11 protein-coding genes and 1 pseudogene are annotated in these 19450 nt (G+C 46.6%); 11 read left to right on the top strand and 1 reads right to left on the bottom strand.

What is annotated here, in order from left to right:
- The 11 genes from RID09_RS13975 to RID09_RS13925 all read left to right on the top strand — a co-directional run.
- A partial coding sequence (locus RID09_RS13975; RefSeq protein ID WP_446336536.1) for a zinc ribbon domain-containing protein occupies window positions 1-432 on the top strand: 432 nt, incomplete at its 5' end.
- A gap of 268 nt (window positions 433-700) precedes the next feature.
- A complete protein-coding gene (locus tag RID09_RS13970) occupies window positions 701-3895 on the top strand; it encodes a PAS domain S-box protein (protein WP_446336535.1) in 3195 nt (1064 codons plus the stop codon).
- Between the two features lie 168 nt (window positions 3896-4063).
- On the top strand, window positions 4064-4282 hold the full coding sequence (locus RID09_RS13965; protein WP_446336534.1) for a hypothetical protein: 219 nt from the start codon (window positions 4064-4066) through the stop codon (window positions 4280-4282).
- A gap of 180 nt (window positions 4283-4462) precedes the next feature.
- Complete coding sequence (locus tag RID09_RS13960; protein WP_446336533.1) at window positions 4463-6928, top strand: endonuclease MutS2; 2466 nt, start codon at window positions 4463-4465, stop codon at window positions 6926-6928.
- 340 nt (window positions 6929-7268) lie between these two features.
- Entirely contained in the window at window positions 7269-11024 is a 3756-nt protein-coding gene (locus tag RID09_RS13955; protein WP_446336532.1) for a TIR domain-containing protein, read from the top strand.
- Between the two features lie 212 nt (window positions 11025-11236).
- Window positions 11237-11827, top strand: a complete 591-nt coding sequence (locus tag RID09_RS13950) for a DUF3038 domain-containing protein (protein ID WP_446336531.1) — start codon at window positions 11237-11239, stop codon at window positions 11825-11827.
- 110 nt (window positions 11828-11937) lie between these two features.
- On the top strand, window positions 11938-13512 hold the full coding sequence (locus RID09_RS13945) for a DUF4335 domain-containing protein (protein WP_446336530.1): 1575 nt from the start codon (window positions 11938-11940) through the stop codon (window positions 13510-13512).
- Window positions 13513-13704: 192 nt separating this feature from the next.
- Window positions 13705-15288 (top strand): B12-binding domain-containing radical SAM protein, encoded by a 1584-nt coding sequence (locus RID09_RS13940; RefSeq protein ID WP_446336529.1) that lies wholly within the window; start codon window positions 13705-13707, stop codon window positions 15286-15288.
- 413 nt (window positions 15289-15701) lie between these two features.
- Window positions 15702-16124, top strand: coding sequence for a DNA methyltransferase (locus RID09_RS13935; RefSeq protein ID WP_446336528.1), 423 nt, complete (start codon window positions 15702-15704; stop codon window positions 16122-16124).
- 145 nt (window positions 16125-16269) lie between these two features.
- Complete coding sequence (locus tag RID09_RS13930; RefSeq protein ID WP_446336527.1) at window positions 16270-17244, top strand: AvaI/BsoBI family type II restriction endonuclease; 975 nt, start codon at window positions 16270-16272, stop codon at window positions 17242-17244.
- A 248-nt stretch (window positions 17245-17492) separates the two neighbouring features.
- Complete coding sequence (locus tag RID09_RS13925) at window positions 17493-19151, top strand: ABC1 kinase family protein (protein WP_446336526.1); 1659 nt, start codon at window positions 17493-17495, stop codon at window positions 19149-19151.
- Window positions 19152-19211: 60 nt separating this feature from the next.
- Here the strand turns inward: RID09_RS13925 and RID09_RS13920 are convergent.
- Window positions 19212-19450 (bottom strand): annotated as a pseudogene (locus tag RID09_RS13920) (hypothetical protein); the annotation flags it as partial.

The raw sequence follows: 19450 nt of genomic DNA, 5'->3' as shown, positions 1-19450 counted from the left end.
GACGGAATTGAGTTAGGGAAAAAGACGAACCAGGAATTTGTTCAAATCCCTACCGCTCGTCTCAAAAACAGGATTGAGCAACTGTGTGAGCAGTATGGGATTCAGTTCGTAGAAACTGAAGAAAGCTATACCTCTAAAGCGAGTTTTCTCGACAATGACTCTCTGCCTGTATTCGGCTCCAAGCCGGAAGGGTGGACGCCAAGCGGGAAGCGAGTAAAACGCGGGATGTACCGCACCAAAAATGGAGAATTCGTCAACGCCGATGCTAACGGTGCTGCCAATATCCTTCGTAAAGTAGAGATACAGCTAGGTTTTGACCTAGCCAAGGTCTGTAGGGCGTTTTTGACTGCGCCATCCAGAGTTTTCCTCTGGAACTCTAAGAAGACAAAAGGTCGGGACGCGGCTTTAGCCCGTCCCGCAGTATCCTCTTAGAATCCCCCGCGTTTTAACCGGGGGAGAAGTCAAACTAAAGCCATTCTTGAAACAAGGGTTTACCGATTCACTGAGGCTATCTACACATTACCCTATCTTGAAGCCAGGATAGGGTTTACTCAAGGGGGGTTCATGGATGATAGAACTGGAGTCTTGGCACTCCCATCGCTAAAAACGAGGATCTTCTCAGGGCGTACAGATAAAATCTATGACAATGACGTAACACTAGAGCATCTGGCTTTGGCAAGGGTAAGGAGAAGTAACTTTAATGAAAACGCTAGTATCTAGCAACACAACAGTCAACCTTGAGCAACTCTATCCAGATCGTCATATGGATATGGCAGCTAAAGCAACATTTGAGGATTTAACTCGTTTAGCCGCTAGCGTTGTCCAAACCCCGATCGCACTCATCAGTCTCCGGGATACCAAAGGTCAGTGGTTACAATCACAAGTGGGTTTAGAAGCCGATTCTACACCGCAGTACTTAGGATTGTGTCGCCAAATCCTGCAACATTTGGCAAGGGAAGATCAGCCGCTATTGGTGGTAGAAGATACTCTAGCCTCAGATCAATCCCTGACAAGTTCACTCCCGATCCGATTTTATGCCGCCGTTCCCTTAGTTACCCCTCAAAATGAAACGGTGGGTATTTTATTGGTTATCGACCAAGTTCCCCGACAGTTAACCGTACAACAAAAAGACTCCCTAGCCGCATTAAGCCGACAGGCGATCGCACAGTTAGAGTGGCAAAAGAAAGTGATCAATTTGGCAACCCAGGTTCATCACTGTCAACGGCTGGAAAAAGCCTTACAAACGTCCTTTGAAAACCTGGTCGATATGACAGTGGCGCTGGATCAGTCTTCAATTGTCGCGATTACAGACCGTCACGGTAAAATCAATTACGTTAATGATAAATTTTGCCAGATCTGTAAATATTCCCGGCATGAGCTTTACGGCGCTGACCATCATCTACTCAGTTCTGGCTATCATCCACCGCAGTTTTTTCAGGACTTGTGGCACACGATTTCCCAAGGAAAAATCTGGCGAGGTGATATCCAGGATTGTGCCAAAGACGGCAGTTTCTATTGGGTCGATACCACCATCGTGCCTTTAATTGATGCCCAAGGAGATCCTTATGAATATATCTCAATTTGCAAGGATATCACGGAACAAAAACAAGCCAAAGTTGAACTGGATCGCTTTTTTGCCCTATCCCCTGACTTGATGGCAGTTATTGGCTTCGATGGTACGTTTAAGCGGATCAATCCCGCCTTTGAAACAACCCTCGCCTATAGCCAACAGACACTCCTGTCTCAACCATTCCTCGATTTCGTCCATCCTCAAGATCGCACCGCTACATTAACGGCTTGGCAAACCCTATTAAGCAGTCCATCAGACGTTTATTTTGAGCATCGCTATCGATGTCAAGATGGATCTTATAAATGGCTTGCTTGGAACTGTTTGCCTTTAGCCGAAGCCGATGTCGTCCATGCGATCGCCCGTGATATTACCCATACTAAGCACCGTAAAGCCAGTCTGCTAGAACGATCCCGTCTGTCCACCTTAGAAGCCGATATTGGCGCTGTTCTCGTTGGACAAAACGGCAGTCTGGGCGAAAGTCTCAAACGCTGTACCGAAGCCATGGTACGTCATCTGAACGCCCTCGGTGCTGGGATTTGGACAGTGGCTGGCATTACTGAGGAGACCCAAATGCCCTTAGTCTTAGAATTGCAAGCAAATAGTGGCGAACATTTACCTACACACCTATTCCCCCAACGCCTCCTCACCAACCAAGGCTTAATCGCCAAAGTCGCCCAAACCCTAAAGCCGATTCATCGTCCTATCTTAACCCCAGGAAATGACTTGTCCAACAAAAGCTATATCGGGATTTACCCGCTGATTGTCGAGTCTCACCTGGTTGGGTTTATTGGGTTACACAGTTGCCAACCCTTCTCCAAAATTGTACAAGGGGTATTGGGATGGGTGGCTAATGCGATCGCGGTAGCTATTGACCGGATTTGGATACGCGAAGAACTCCTCAGTCGCCGGGAAGCGTTACTGTTTCAGTTAGCCAGTCAAATTCGCAATTCCCTAGAACTTGATACAATCCTAGACACCGCTGTCACTGAAATTCGCGGCTTACTGGAGGTTGACGGCTGTCACTTTTTATGGTTAGAGTCCAATTCAGAAAAGCCCAGTTTGCGGGTTACCCATGAAGCACGAGATCCAAATTTACCCAGCTTATTAGGAGACTGTCTCCCGCCACAACTTGTCCCCATAGCGGACATTATTGGCAAATTACATCCCCTGAGAATTAATGATATCCGCCAAACTCAAAACTTAGCCCCCGAAACCCGATCCCTACTCGCCGATTGGGGAATTACCTCAGGGTTAGTTCTACCATTACAAACCAAAACCGGACAACTGGGGGCGATTATATGCAGTCATTATCAGGGTTCGCGCCAATGGAGCGATCGCGAAGTCAAATTATTGCAAGCGGTGGTTGATCAACTCGTGATCGCGATTGAACATGCGGAATTATTCGCTGAAACTTTGGCAACAGCGCAGGCGGCTCAAACCCAGGCAAACCAATTAGAGCAAGCATTAAGGGAATTAAAGCAAACTCAATCGCTGTTAATTCAGACCGAGAAAATGTCTACCATCGGTCAAATGGTAGCCGGTATCGCCCACGAAATCAATAATCCGGTTAATTTCATCACCGGGAACCTCAGCCATACGACGAACTATATTGGCGACTTATTACAACTCATCGAATGTTATCAACAATCCTATCCCAATCCGCTTCCAGATCTTCAGGAGTTTATAGAAGACATTGAGTTATCCTTCCTCATCGAAGACTTGCCAAAAATGCTCTCCTCAATGAAGATGGGAGCAGATCGGATTCAAGAGATTGTGATTTCGCTACGGAATTTCTCGCGGCTTGATCAAGCCGAAATGAAGGCAGTCAATATTCATGAAGGCATTGACAGTACCTTACTAATTCTCCGCAACCGGATGAAACCCTGTGGGAATTCTCCGGGGATTACGTTGATTAAAGAATACGGTGATTTGCCTCCGGTTGAATGTTATGCTGGTCAACTGAATCAAGTCTTTATGAATATTATTAGCAATGCCCTTGATGCCTTTGACGGTGAAATAAAAGCCGGAGCAATTACAGCCGAAGATAGACAATTTAACCTTAAACCAACAATTTGGATTAGCACTGAGGTTGTAGACAATAATCAAGCCGTGATTCGGATTCGCGATAATGGACCCGGAATGAGCCAAACCATCCGCGATCGGTTATTTGATCCTTTTTTTACCACAAAACCTGTTGGTAAGGGAACAGGATTAGGTTTGTCAATTAGCCACCAAATCGTTGTCGAGAAACATGGTGGTATTCTCAAATGTCATTCTGAACCGGGACAAGGAACAGAGTTTTGGATTCAAATTCCGATTAGTTAAACTCTATACATTTCAGAAATATATTGACAAAAGACGCAACCTGTGAATAGCCACTCTAGTCAGAAGCCCGGATCAGACAATCTCCCTAAAATGGCAGATGGATCTATGTAAAGCTTCTGTAATATTTATTCATAACATCCCACTGTGGAAATTGATTTTGGTTAAATTATGGCAAAACAAACACAGACTTGCTTATCCCCTAGGGTTCCTCTAACCCCAGCCGATCGCGAAGCCTTAGACAAACTCTTTCAGGGAGTACAGCTTGAGGATTTGCGCCAGCTTGAGGAAATAAAATCCTATTATTCCACAGCCCCGCTTGAACCTTGGGAAGAACAAGGCTGGCTCACGAATAGCTCCCTACCTAGCCCCAGGGAAGCAACGGCATAGTCAACTTGTAGACTGGGTGTATGAGCAATTCTTTCTCCTTTTGGCAGAATTCATCGACTATTTCCTCCCACCAGGGAACGACTCGACAAGATTTTTCAGACAGAGTACGGTTAGACTCACTCGCCTCTCTGGGAAAATTGTCTAATAATGAACATATAAGATAAGCTTTAAAGTTGGGCTTTGATTCAATCTGAAACGTTAGAACTACTCGAATGGCAACGCCTGTGCCAACACTTGGCAACCTTCGCCGCCACTAAACTGGGCGCGATCGCGGCTCGCCATCTTCATCCTCCCGCCACCTTAACAGAAAGCCTGCACCTGTTGGCGCAGACAAAAGAAGTCTATCAACTCGAAAGTCGGTTAACCAGTGGCTGGACATTTGAGGGGATTCAGGATATTGGTGATGCTCTAGAGAGCGCACAACGACAAGGGATATTATCAGGAGAAGACTTACTCGCGATCGCGACAACTCTCTTCGGTGTGCGTCGTTTACGACGTCTTATCGATGATCAAGAGGATATCCCCGTTCTCAACCAACTCGTTGCTGATATCCGTACCTATCCCGAATTAGAACAAGAAATTCATCGTTGTATCGACGAGCGCGGGGATGTCACCGATCGCGCTAGTCCAAAATTGGCAGAAATTCGACAACACACTAAATCCCTACGCGATCGCATTTATCAAACGCTCCAGAATATCGTACAACGCCAAGGCGCTGCCCTCCAACAACCCTTAATTACTCAACGGGGCGATCGCTTTGTTCTCCCGGTGAAAGCCCCCCAGAAAGACTCGGTTCCGGGTATCGTTCATGACGCTTCCAGTACGGGTGCTACTCTATACATTGAACCCAACGCGATCATTGGACTCGGTAATCAACTCAAAACCTATCAACGACGAGAACAAGCCGAAGCCGAAGCCGTGCGTCGCGTGTTAACCGAACAAGTCGCCGCCGTTAAACTAGATCTCGAACAGGTGTTAGCCGTCGCCACTCGGTTAGATTTAGCCACCGCCAAAGCCCGATATAGCCTCTGGCTTCAGGCAAATCCGCCGCGCTTCATTGATCCGAATGAACGAGACTCGATTACCCTGCGCCAGCTACGACACCCCCTGCTAGTATGGCAGCATCAGCATGAAGAAGATGCCCCAGTTGTACCCATTACCATCCAGATTCAGCCCCATATAAGAGTTGTGGCGATTACCGGTCCCAATACAGGGGGTAAAACCGTTACCTTAAAAACATTGGGGTTAGCTGCACTCATGGCAAAAGTGGGTTTATTTGTCCCCGCCAAAGAACCCGTAGAATTGCCTTGGTTTGAGCAAATTTTGGCAGATATCGGTGATGAACAGTCTTTGGAGCAGAGTTTATCGACATTTTCCGGTCATATTCGCCGGATTAGTCGGATTTTAGATGGGTTGGAAAATTGTAGAGACGTTGCATCCAATGTCTCTACAGATGGGGGAGAAGATGATCTAGCACAACGGGAACCAGACACCCCACACCCCAAATCAGCCCTAGTCTTACTGGATGAAATTGGCGCAGGAACTGATCCAGCCGAAGGAAGTGCTTTAGCGATCGCACTCCTGAAATATCTGGCGGATCATGCTCAGCTTACCGTAGCCACCACCCACTATGGTGAACTTAAGGCGCTGAAATATCAAGATGAACGATTTGAAAACGCCTCGGTTGAGTTTAATGATGTCACCCTTTCCCCCACCTATCGCCTACTATGGGGAATACCCGGTCGATCGAATGCGTTAACCATTGCCCAACGGTTAGGGTTAAAGTCAGACGTGGTATCCCTGGCTCAAACCTTAGTCGGAAGCAGTTCACAAGAGGTGAACCAGGTAATTTCTGGACTCGAAGCCCAACGGCGTGATCAGGAAACCAAAGCCCAAGAAGCCAACCAACTCCTCCAGCAAACCGAACGTTTGCATCAAGAAGTATCCAGTAAAGCCAAACTCTTGCAGGAGAGAGAACGGGAGTTGAAACTCTCCCAAGAACGGGCGGTACAAGACGCGATCGCCCAAGCCAAAGCAGAAATTGCCCAGGTGATTCGCAAATTGCAGCAAGGACCCAAAATCGCTCAAAATGCTCAAAAAGCCACCGATGCGCTGAAGGAAATTGAGCAGCGCCATATCCCCAAAACCCCTGCTAAAGCCAAACCAGCCTTTCAACCCCAAGTAGGCGATCGTATCCGCATTCCTCGTCTAAATCAAACGGCTGAAGTCTTGACACCTGCGGATGAAGATGGAGATCTCACCGTGCGCTTTGGCTTAATGAAGATGACGGTATCTTTAGTAGATATAGAATCCCTAGAAGGTCAAAAGGCACATATCCCTGTCAAATCCAAACCCGCATCTACCCCCGCACCAGCCCCCTCATCCCCACCGACTCCCCCGATTCGCACCGAGAAAAATACAATTGATCTACGCGGATCTCGTATCGCCGATGCTGAAGTCGATTTAGAACAAGCCATTTCCAAAGCCATAGCCTCTGGGGTATTGTGGATTATTCATGGTAAGGGAACTGGAAAATTAAGGGCTGGGGTACATGAATTCTTAGAACGCCATCCCCTCGTTGATCGTTTTGAATTAGCCAAGCAAGCAGAAGGCGGATCAGGGGTAACAGTAGCTTACCTGAAATAATTGATTGGGTAGGGGCACGGCATTGCCGTGCCCTATTATCACCATCGTAGTGGTGTGGCAAACCTTAATTTGATAGATTGCCTCATACCCAAAACCTGTAGGGGCGCACCGACGTGCGCCCGTGTCAACTTAAGCGGAAAACCCCAGCAATACCTTGACTCTACCCCACCCTAACCCTCCCCTTATAAAGGGGAGGGAACATTTCCCCCCACCCCCCTCATTCCCCACTACGAGGAGGGGGAAACCAGCGGATGCTTCGCTTTTTTTGCACGGAGGATTAAGGGGGGTTAAGATTAAGGCGACGAGTTATTGATTATTTGCTTTATTGAGGCACAAAAAAATGACTCAATTGTTCGATGCATTCATATCCTACGGACGAGCAGATAGTAAAACATTTGCCCAGAAAATTCAAGCTCGTTTAGACAAAGCCGGATTCAATGTCTGGTTTGACTTCAATGATATACCCTTAGCCGTCGATTTCCAGAATCAAATTGATGATGGAATTGAAAAAGCCAGTCAATTCCTATTTATTATCGCTCCTCATTCCGTAAATTCGCCCTATTGTCTCAAAGAAATCGAATTAGCGGTTAAGCTAAACAAACGCATCATTCCCCTGTTGCACGTTATGGAAATTAGCCAGGAAACCTGGCAACAACGAAACCCAAATGGCACAGAATCAGAATGGGAGGCTTATAAAGCAAAGGGATTACACGAAAGCTATCAAAATATGCACCCGACAATTCGTAAACTGAACTGGGTGTATTTCCAAGACGGAATCAACGACTTTGAACAATCATTAGCCGATTTAATTAATTTACTCCACTCTCATCGGGATTATGTAGACAAGCATACCCGGTTTTTAATCAAAGCCTTGGAGTGGGAACGCCATCAAAAACAAACTAAATACCTGCTAGTTGGCGAAGAAAAACAGCAAGCTGAAGCTTGGCTGAAGATACGGTTTAAAGACGAGCAACCGCCTTGTATACCTACTGATTTGCATTGCGAATATATCACCGAGAGTATCAAGAATGCCAATAACTTAATGACTCAGGTGTTTATCTCATACACCAATGAGGATCGGGCAACAATGGAGAAAATTCGCAATAGCTTGAGGCGGGAAAGTATTACAGTTTGGACGAATACGACAGATATTCAAACGGGAGAAGCGTTTGAGGAGGCAATTAAGCGAGGAATTGAACAGGCGGATAATGTGGTTTATCTGCTCTCGCCTGACTCAGTAAATTCAGATTATGCTCAGCGTGAACTCGACTATGCTGTATCGCTGAATAAACGGATTATTCCTTTGTTAGTGCGAGAAACACCACCGGAACAGATACCGTTAGCGCTGCGGGATTTGCAGTATATTGACCTGACGGACAATGTAAAGGAAGAGGATTATTATCTGGATGAAAGCCAACTGTTGAAGATTTTGCAGCAGGATGCGGCTTACTATAATGAGCATAAAATATTACTCACCAAAGCCCTGAAATGGAAGCGGCAGCACGAGAATCCCAGCATTCTGTTGCGGGGGTATAACTTACACAGTGCAGAAACATGGTTGAAGGTGGCAAACAAGAGAACTCAGCATTTGCCGACACCGTTAATTGAAGAATTTATTGATGAAAGTTTACGACAACCGCCAGCCATATCTCTAGATGTATTTATTTCCTATTCTCGTGCCGATGCCGATTTTGCTAGAAAACTGAATGATGAACTACAACTACAGGGAAAACGGACGTGGTTTGACCAGGAAAGTATTGCATCGGGAGCCGACTTTGCCCAGGAGATTCATGGCGGAATTAAAGCCTGTGATAATTTCTTATTTATTCTTTCCCCTCGTTCCGTAAATTCACCTTATTGTGCGGCGGAGGTGGAGTATGCGGCAGGGTTGAATAAGCGTTTTGTCACGGTGCTGCATCAGCCCGTAAATTCAGATGAACTGCATCCAGAGTTAGCCAAAGTACAGTGGATTGATTTTAATCAGAATCAGCGGGATTTTAATGTCAATTTTCGACAATTGGTGAGAACTCTGGAGACAGACAGGGAACATTTACACCAGCATACCAAATGGTCACAGCGAGCGATTGAATGGCAGGAGAAAGGAAAGAATCCTGACTTGCTGTTGCGGGGGAGTGAATTGGCAATCGCTCAGGCATGGTTGCAGGAGACTCAAAGGCAGAAGAAAAAGCCAGGGGTAACGGAGTTACAGAAGGAATATATTGCTAAAAGTGGGGGGCATAAGCGTAGAAATCGGCTGTTGTTGACGGGGGCAGTTGTCTCGGTGATGGGAGTAGTAACGTTTCTTTGGTTGGACGCTCGACGGCAAGCCACTACTGCAACACTGCGGGAAAATGCGGCTCGCGCTCAGTTGTTGCTACCAATCGAGCCAGTGGAAGCCCTGGTTCGGGCAATCAAAACAACGGGTGAGAGCAAATCGTCATTATTTACATCACAGACAGTTCTACCCCAGGTGCAATCTAGTTTATGGGATGCCAGCGCGGATGCTAGAGAACGCAATATTCTCCAAGGGCATGAGTCTGGGTTCAAATCAGTGGCATTTAGCCCCGACGGCAACAGGATTGCTTCTGGCAGTGATGATGGGACGATACGCCTGTGGGATAGAGAGGGCAACCCCATCGCAGAACCCTTCAAAGGGCATGAGTCTGGGGTCAACTCAGTGGCATTTAGCCCCGACGGCAACACAATTGCTTCTGGCAGTTGGGACGGTACGATACGCCTCTGGGATAGAGAGGGCAACCCCATCGGGCAACCCTTCAAAGGGCATGAGTATTCGGTCAACTCAGTGGCATTTAGCCGAGACGGCAACAGGATTGCTTCTGGCAGTTTGGACGGTACGATACGCCTCTGGGATAGAGAGGGCAACCCCATCGCAGAACCCTTGAAAGGGCATGAGGAATCGGTCAACTCAGTGGCATTTAGCCGAGACGGCAACACAATTGCTTCTGGCAGTGATGACGGGACAATACGCCTGTGGGATAGAGAGGGCAACCCCATCGCAGAACCCTTCAAAGGGCATGAGGATTGGGTCATGTCAGTGGCATTTAGCCGAGACGGCAACACGATTGCTTCTGGCAGTGTGGACAAGACGATACGCCTGTGGGATAGAGAGGGCAACCCCATCGGGCAACCCTTCAAAGGGCATGAGGATTGGGTCAACTCAGTGGCATTTAGCCGAGACGGCAACACGATTGCTTCTGGCAGTAGTGACAAGACGATACGCCTGTGGGATAGAGAGGGCAACCCCATCGGGCAACCCATTAAAGGGCATGAGGAATCGGTCATCTCAGTGGCATTTAGCCCCGACGGCAACACGATTGCTTCTGGCAGTTTAGACAAGACGATACGCCTGTGGCGCGGTGGTAATTGGCAGGATTGGCTTGGGGTAGGGTGTAATCGGTTGATTGCTCATCCCCTCTTAGTTGCTCCGGAAACGCTGCTTGGTGAGGATTCTGAAACGATTGAGGTAGCTGAAGCTGCTGCCCAAACTTGTCAAAACTTAGTGTGGAACAACACTGAAAATGCCCAATTTATGGTCAATCAAGGTTGGGCAATTGCACGAGAAGGAGATATGGAAGGCGCTAATGCCAGGTTTCAACAAGCCCAAAAATTAGCTCCCAAGATTAATATTCCCACCTCAGCACAACTTGGATGGTGGGCTGCTGAGGGTTTGATCAATAAGGGTGAGAAGCTAGTCAAAGAGGAGAAGTTCAAGGAAGCGCTGACTGCCTACAATAAAGCACAAACAATAGATCCAACCTGGAAAATTTCTGCTGAGTCTTGGCATACCCTCTGTCGTTACGGCAGTCTGCACAAAGAGGCGGCTGCGGTGATGGATGCTTGTGAAAAGGCTGTAGCACTTGCGCCTGAAAATGGAAACTTTCGAGTTAGTCGCGGCATTGCCAGAGCGCTGACGGGGAATAATCAAGGAGCGATTGAGGATTTTCAGGCATTTATAAAGTGGGCTGATTCGGAGAGTTATGAGCAGGAGATAAAACAACTGCAAGGCTGGATTGATGCCCTCAAGGCGGGGAGGAATCCTTTCACAGAGGAGGAGATTGAGGAATTGTTAAGGTAGTTCCCAATCCGTATCCGGGGAACGCTACCCCCGTTATAACAAAGTCCGCACAGGCGGACTTTGTTTGTGTAGCAGCGATTTCAATCGCCTCCTCAAAAGGGGATTCTGCTCCTCAATTCTGCGCCAAGGAAACTTAGGGTACACTCTAAAAGTCGTGTTTCTCTATTGGTAACTACATCCACCCGCCTGATTTAATTTCTTACTCTAACGTTATGCGCTCTACCCTAAAGACGCCAACATCGTCTCACGCTTGGCAGGATTTGCCCCTCGCTCAAGTGCCAGACTCTCTGCAACTGGATAACATTAAAACCCAGTTGGACTTAATCTTGATGGCGCTGGAAGCCTTGGCGGGTATTGGTTCTGAAGCAATGCTGCAAGCGGCGGCTGACTTGAATTTAGAGTCAGTGGTGTCCGATCGCGTAGGGTTATGGCGTCTGCGTCAGTCTAACCCCCAGCGTAAAAGTTCAGGGGGGCGCAAAAAGTTGGATGTGGAAGAAGCGCGATCGCTCGTTTTGATTATTTGCCACCTAGCTAAACAGCATCAGGAACTCATTCGTCGGGCTGTAACCCTATTAGAGCAAATGACTGAACAAAATAGTGAACCCCATCGTACTGCTTTGTTAGGCGATTATCTCGATACATTTATTAACACCTATCAGGAACGGATGGAGCAAGGAGACAATGTATCCATGGATTTACTCAATCAACTGGCATTCAAATTACTCATTGATTTACTCTTTTACAGTGATTCTCATGGTCATCGGCGTCTCTGGTTAGCCTTATTAGGTTCAGCATCTGCGTAGGGGCGGGTTTCACTACTATCATTTCCTTTGCACCTGGATGTAACTAAACCCGCCCTGACTAAGTGCGAAAATTTTGTGACAAATGACGAATGACAAATGACAAATAAGAAATGATAATGCCTAGCTCAGTTCTACACCGCTATACGCCACCCACCTGTACTCTAGAAATTGTGGCAAAAACTTCACCCCTGTCGCGTTGGGTGGGGAAGTCTGTTGTGAAGGACTTACGTTTTGAGTTGCATTTTGATGATCCTCGACAGCCTGATGAAAAGCTGATTACCATAAAAGGCGATCGCACGGAATTGGATGTCTTATATGAGGCGGTTAGCCAATACATACAAAACTTCCTCAACGCTTCTTCCCAACCATTACCCTGGACTAAGTTAACGCCTTCTGTACAACCTGATCATCCAGACGCATCCGAATCTATTGCCCAACACTCAACGTCTCCTATTTCCGTAGTTTCCTCGGCTCAACCTCAAGAAACTCAAGAGTCTGAAATACCATCCACCAAGTTACAACCCTTAAAACCCTGGACGCTACCCTTAGGCATTATCCTAAAACCCAAAGGGTTAGTTACCCATGAATTAGTTCTCGGTCAACTAGCAAACAAAGACTCTGGATCAGTGGTGTACTTAAGTGTCCTACAACTATTCGATTTAGCCACAGCTTTAGATGACTATGCGGCAGAAATTTTAGCCTTACCCAATCTTAATCGCGCCGGTACCGCCAAAGTCCTACCCCTTTGGACAAAAGCCGCCGCCGCCGTCGTGTTAGCCGTAGGATTAACCACGGCGGGTGTGAGATGGTTCAATCAATCCCAATTAACTCAGCAAACCGCAACCTCAACCCCCAATCAAGCCTCAGATTCAGCCGAAGAAGTGCCCTCAAACTTGGCTCAAGTACCGCCACTACCCACAACCTCACCCTTACCTTCGCCGCCTTCGCCGATTCCGACGCCAACGATACCGCCCTCCTTAGCCAACGCTCCCACATTACCTCCCCCCCAACCCGTTCAACCCCCAACACCATCGGCTCAAAGTTCATCGCCAGCACCAGTAATCCAACGTCCAGAAATTTCCATCGCGCCTCCACCCCAGCGCCCTCCTGCTCAACCCGCGCCGAGTACAGCCGCAGCTCCCACTCCACCCCCTACCCAGCCCAGTCGCCTTCCAGCGCCCCCTAGCAATACCCAAAGGTCACCTAGTTCGACCAAAATACCCGCAACACCCCCACCTCTGCCCGTATTTCCCCCTCTTGATGTCACTCCGGCTACACCGGAACTCCCAGGAGCGACAAGTCGTTCACCTGTTCTCACCCCTCGTCCTTCTCTCTCAATAGAGACAGAGCCAACCGAGTTGGGTAATACCAATGAAGCAGCGAGGGATAGACTCTTTGACACGATTCCCCAAGTTGCACAGGCGAGAAACTATCTGCAACAGCGATGGCAACCGCTAGAGGACTTGACAAAAGCGCTAGAGTATAGGCTATTTATCGCCCCGGATGGTTCCATTGAACGGATTATTCCTCTGGGAGGAGCCTCACAAGTTCACATTGAACAAACCGGTATTCCGTTAGTAGGCAAACCGTTTGTGTCACCCGTTGAAGGAGACAGGAATCCGATAATTCGGGTCGTACTTAATCCTGATGGTCAAGTTGAGACATTTTTAGAGCCAATGCGTTAATCTGCTCAAAAATAATCCCAATTCATTAATACCAAGTTGCATTCAAAGATATAACTTTCTCTTCCCCTGCTTCCCCTGCCTCCCCGGCTTTTCCATCCGAAATGGAACTATACTATACTATGGGGAATTGGGAATGGGAAAACCCCACACAGGAGAATTCCCTCATTCCCATTGCCCACTACCTAAACTAAAATGCGCGTTTTACTCCTTTATCCCCAGTTTCCCAAGTCCTTCTGGTCTTTTGACAAAGCCATCGAACTGGTTGGACGCAAGGTGACTCTGCCGCCTTTGGGTATGATTACAGTGGCAGCGATATTGCCTCAGACTTGGGAATTCCGTCTGGTAGACCGGAATGCGAGGTTAGAAACCCAGGCTGATTGGGATTGGGCAGATTTGGTCATTGTATCCGGGATGATTGTCCAGAAACCTGATTTGTTGCATATCATTCGGGAAGCCAAGCGGCGCGGGAAGACAGTTGCAGCCGGAGGTCCCTACTTTACCTCTGTACCCGATACAGCATTACAAGCTGGGGTCGATTTTCTAATTTTGGATGAGGGGGAAATTACCTTACCCAAGTTTGTCGAAGCGCTGGAACGAGGAGAAACCTCTGGCGTATTGCGTTCTGATGGACAAAAGCCGGATGTCACCAATACCCCGATTCCTCGTTATGACTTACTGAATTTAAGCGACTACAGTGATATGTCGGTACAGTTTTCCAGAGGCTGTCCGTTTCAGTGTGAGTTTTGTGACATTATTGTCCTCTATGGACGTAAGCCGCGCACGAAAAGCCCAGCGCAACTACTCGCCGAATTACAACGACTCTATGACTTGGGGTGGCGGCGTTCCATTTTCCTCGTGGATGATAACTTTATTGGCAATAAGCGGAACGTTAAGCTATTATTGCGAGAACTCGGACCGTGGATGGCAGAACACGGCTATCCTTTCCGCTTAAGCACAGAAGCTTCCGTCGATTTGGCACAGGATCAGGAATTGCTAGATCTGATGATAGCGGCTAACTTTACGGGTGTGTTTTTGGGAATTGAAACACCGGATACGGAGAGTCTATCCCTCACCCAAAAATTCCAAAATACTCGCAACTCTCTGATGGAAGCGGTACAAACCATTAATCGCACTGGACTGCGGGTGATGGCAGGGTTTATTATTGGCTTTGATGGAGAAAAACCCAAAGCAGGCGATCGAATTATCGAGTTTGTAGAAGCTACAGCCATTCCCCAAGCCATGGTGAGTATGCTTCAGGCTCTGCCTAATACGGCGTTATGGCATCGACTTAAGCGAGAGGAACGTCTGTTAGAAGAAGATAAGGAAGCGAATATTCACCAAGGAACCCTAATTAATTTTATCCCCACTCGTCCTGTAGAAGAACTCGCTCGCGAATATGTCAGTTGTTTCTGGGAACTGTACGAACCCCACCGTTATCTGGGGCGAGTGCATCGCCATTTCCTCCAGATGCAACCCACGCCCCATAAGCGCAAATTTAAGATACCTGACTGGATGACTCTGCGGGCGCTATTAATTATTATGTGGCGACAGGGAATTAAGCGTTCCACTCGGTTCCAATTTTGGCGTCAATTATTCTCCATTTTGCAAAACAATCCCCGCATCTTTGAGCGTTATATTGTCAATTGCGCTCATCTAGAGCATTTTCTGGAGTATCGTCAAATTGTCCGGGATAATATTGAAGCACAATTAGCGGAGTATTTAGCGGAACAAGCCAAGGTTTCTGCTGAAGTAAGAGAAACCGAATTAGTCAGCTAAATTGGCTATTGGCGTGACACAGCTAAAATTGCAGATTAGATGTGAAGATTGAATCGGGCGCAGGTCGCGTGCGCCCCTACAGTGGCTGGATGTTAATCTATCAAATTAGATGTGCTACACCACTACTGGACTGACACAGCTAAAATTGTGGAATAGGTTGTAGGTTGGGTTGACACAAGGAAACCCAACCGAATATAGGGCTAAAGCCCTTACTACAAGCCCCATCTAACCTATCAAATTAGCTGTCCTACACCATTACATTAAAATCTGCTTACCCGTGCATAAGTAGTCGGACAAAAGAAAACGGTACTGTATTAAGTTTTGTAAATTGCCCTCAAACCCTTACTGTTCCCTGTTAAGCAGTTCCCTAATCTCAACCGTTAACTTTAATTGTGTCCACCTCCTTAGTGTAAATGGTATCAGTTCAACCCAGTTTAGGTGAAATTGAACACCTAGACTCTAAATTATCAAAACATTTCAACAGCAAGTTAATTGTCCATGAGCAGCTTAACCGCTCCCTGGTTAGTTATCAAGCCAATAAAACTCGCTCAATATATCGGTGGTATAAGTATAAGGAAGCCTTTTCTGCTGCTTTGGTGGACTATCTATTGCAGCGTTATGGGATTACTAACGGCACAATATTAGATCCATTCGCTGGGAGTGGTACAGCCCTATTTGTCGCTAGCGAAATGGGTGTCAATGCCCAAGGAATTGAGTTACTGCCCATTGGTCAAGAACTCATTACCATTCGGAAACTAATAGCCTCCAACCTTACTACTGATGATATCGCTACTTTAATGTTCGCTATGCTGGAGCTAGTATTTCCGTGGATCTGATTCTTTCAGATTTAGCCGAAAAACTAGGATTTGATGTTGAAACTATTCTCGTTTTACCCAATGGCAAAGGCAATAGTAGTCAACAAATGGGCGCACACGGGCGAGAACCATTGCGTAAGTGTATTTATGTGTGGAGAAAATGCTGATGACAACGGATAAGCCCTATTGTCAGCATTTAAATTCTAGTGATGACTTAGTGACTCCTTATGCAGCAATTCGATCTGGTTTTGTCGCTTTAGCTTTAGAAAAAAATCGACGTGCTACACCCTTTGTCGAGCAAGCAAGGGTTTTGAAAGCGGCTGCTTCTCAAATCAAAACACCTATTGAATTAGCTGATATCGAGGACATACAACCAGCATTATTAACAGCAGCAGGTGTTTTGGATAAAGAGGCGGGTTATCTAGATTCTCAAGATAAAATGGCAGCAATTCGGGGATTAATCGAAAATTTCCTTGAGCCAGCAGGCGCAAATTTTATTGAGGAGTTAGTCTTTCGATTTCTGCTTATACGAGGAGATACCCTTGGCGGTTCCATGGGGAATGTTGGTGGAATCTTAGCCCAACGGAAGTTAACTCGTATGTTGCTATCTACTTTGACTGTTGCAGGTAAATCTTATCAGTGGCTACATTCAAGAACGAATCAATGGCTGCAAATGACTGATGAAGATGTAGACATTGAATTGCAATTAAAAGGGTTAAGTTGGAAAAATAATCAGCAAAGCCGGACTCTTATCTATAACTTAACTGTGCCTTTTATAAGAAACAATGTAGATTTATGCCTGTTAAGATGTAGTCCCCAAGAGTTGGCGACAAAAAAACTGGCTAAAGCAACCTATAAACTTCCTACTGTTTACCTGGCTCTCGGAGAACTAAAAGGCGGCATTGATCCGGCTGGTGCTGATGAACATTGGAAGACAGCTCGTTCAGCACTCTACCGAATCAATCAAGCATTTATGACTCGTGAACTAAAACCGCATACCTTCTTTATTGGAGCCGCGATCGCCAAGGCAATGGCAGGTGAAATCTGGCGTCAGCTACAGGAAGAAACGCTGACAAATGCAGCTAACTTAACGGATGAAGATCAACTGGCTTCTATCTCACGTTGGCTATGTAGTCTTTAAGTGTATCTTATCGAACTGACAACGGCTGTGTAAGTTGAGTAACCTGTAGGATGCAGGCAAGTCGAAATGTGTTGATTCCGATTTTATTTCAAAACTTAATCCTGTAGACTGATTGTCAGCCTGGGAAATCCCTGCAATTCTTAAATTATTTCTTATAGTAAATATAGAATCATTGAGTTAAGGGATTAGATTACTGCTGATTCCTGACTCCTAGACTAACCTCAATTCCAAGCCTATCAGTATAAATTATGTTCTCCTTAACTCAAAACAGCTCTCGACAACGTGACATTCTAGAAGTCGTCTTCCGCAATGGTTGGGAGTACATGCGAAGACTGCTAACCGGTAGCAAGACTGACAAACCACAATTACCTCCCCCAGAGGTGCTGCGTAACGTGCTAACAGAATTGGGACCGGTTTATGTGAAGCTGGGACAGTTGTTGAGTACTCGTCCCGATTTGTTACCCGCCGATTATATTGATGCTCTCTCGGAACTCCAAGCTAGAGTACCACCTGTGGCGTGGAGTGAGGTTGAAGTGTTGCTGCGAAAACAACTACGACAACCCTTAGAAGAAACCTTTGCCAAAATTGATCCCAGAGCCGTTGCTGCTGGTTCTATTGCCCAAACCCATCGAGCTACCTTAAAAAATGGTCAGGAGGTAGCGCTGAAAGTTCAGCGTCCAGGAATTGATAAGGTTGTTCCTCAGGATATCGCGATAATTAAAAGTTTAGCCGATTTAGTCTCGCGCACCGATTTTGGACAAGACTATGATGTCGTGGCTTTGGCGGATGAGTTTGCCAACGCCCTAGAAGCAGAACTCGATTTTACCAAAGAAGCCAGCTATACTGACCAATTACGGCGCAATCTTTCCAGAAGTCGCTGGTTTGACCCAACGCAAATCGTGGTTCCCGCTATTTATTGGGAGTTGACGACACAGAAACTGATGGTGATGGAATGGTTAGAGGGTAAACCCATTCTCGAAGCCCAGTTTTCGGTAGAGCAAAATGGCGCGGATAGCAAAACTGAGATGGAACAGCGCAAAGAAATTACTACGCTGTTATTTCGTGCCTTTTTTCAGCAACTCTATGTGGATGGTTTTTTCCATGCTGATCCTCATCCGGGCAACTTATTCTACCTCCAAGATGGTCGCGTGGCGCTTTTGGACTGCGGAATGGTTGGGCGTTTAGACCCACGTACCCAGCAAATTTTAACCGAAATGTTACTCGCGATCGTGGATTTAGATGCTCAACGCTGCGCCCAGTTAACGCTGCAACTGTCTGAGTCCGGTCAACCCGTACTCTTATCGCGGTTGGAAAATGACTACGATCGCATGCTGAGAAAATACTACAACCTCAGCGTCTCACAAATCAACTTCAGTGAGGTTTTTTATGAAATCCTGGAACTTGCCCGAAATAACCGAGTCCGCTTACCTAGTAATATGGGATTATATTCCAAGTGTCTAGCCAACTTAGAAGGGGTGGCTCGTACTTTTAATCCAGAGGTAAATCTCCTCGACGAAATCAAACCCTTGATGACCGATTTATTTCGGCGTCAGCTTTTGGGTTCAAATCCCTTGCAAACCTTTCTCCGAACTGCTCTGGATATCAAAAGCCTCTCGTTGCAATCTCCCCGTCAGGTGGAGTTACTTCTTGACCGAATCACCTCAGAAACCTTAAAGTGGAATATCATAATTCGAGATATTGACCCTCTGCGCCGGAGTTTGGATGATTCAGCCAATCGGCTTTCGTTTAGTATTTTGGTAGGGTCTTTGATTATGGGTGCCGCGATTATCTCGACAGGAGCGCAAACAAGTCAGCTTTCACTGTTGAGTAATGTCCTATTCGGTGTTGCCAGTTTTTTAGGGTTGTGGTTAATTGTCAGCATTCTTAAGTCAGGACGATTGAAGTGAACAGTTAACAGTTAACAGTCAACAGTCAACAGTTAACAGTCAACAGGGAACAGTCAACAGTCAACAGAAAAAGAGTAATAAGCTATAGAAATTTTCTCCCCCTGCTCCCCTGCTCCCCTGCTCCCCTGCTCCTCCGCTCCCCTGCTCCTCCGCTCCCCTGCTCCTGATAACTGATAACTGATAACTGATAACTGATAACTGATAACTGATAACTGATAACTGATAACTGATAACTGATAACTGATAACTGATAACTGATAACTGATAACTGATAACTGATAACTGATAACTGATAACTG

The sequence above is a fragment of the Coleofasciculus sp. G1-WW12-02 genome (genome assembly GCF_040219735.1).
GTDB lineage: Bacteria > Cyanobacteriota > Cyanobacteriia > Cyanobacteriales > Coleofasciculaceae > Coleofasciculus.
This window is presented reverse-complemented; position numbering and strand designations above follow the sequence as displayed.

Coding starts and splice junctions, on each gene's coding strand:
- RID09_RS13970 (WP_446336535.1), top strand. CDS start 701: ATGAAAACGCTAGTATCTAGCAACACAACAGTCAACCTTGAGCAACTC.
- RID09_RS13965 (WP_446336534.1), top strand. CDS start 4,064: ATGGCAAAACAAACACAGACTTGCTTATCCCCTAGGGTTCCTCTAACC.
- RID09_RS13955 (WP_446336532.1), top strand. CDS start 7,269: ATGACTCAATTGTTCGATGCATTCATATCCTACGGACGAGCAGATAGT.
- RID09_RS13950 (WP_446336531.1), top strand. CDS start 11,237: ATGCGCTCTACCCTAAAGACGCCAACATCGTCTCACGCTTGGCAGGAT.
- RID09_RS13945 (WP_446336530.1), top strand. CDS start 11,938: ATGATAATGCCTAGCTCAGTTCTACACCGCTATACGCCACCCACCTGT.
- RID09_RS13940 (WP_446336529.1), top strand. CDS start 13,705: ATGCGCGTTTTACTCCTTTATCCCCAGTTTCCCAAGTCCTTCTGGTCT.
- RID09_RS13935 (WP_446336528.1), top strand. CDS start 15,702: ATGGTATCAGTTCAACCCAGTTTAGGTGAAATTGAACACCTAGACTCT.
- RID09_RS13930 (WP_446336527.1), top strand. CDS start 16,270: ATGACAACGGATAAGCCCTATTGTCAGCATTTAAATTCTAGTGATGAC.
- RID09_RS13925 (WP_446336526.1), top strand. CDS start 17,493: ATGTTCTCCTTAACTCAAAACAGCTCTCGACAACGTGACATTCTAGAA.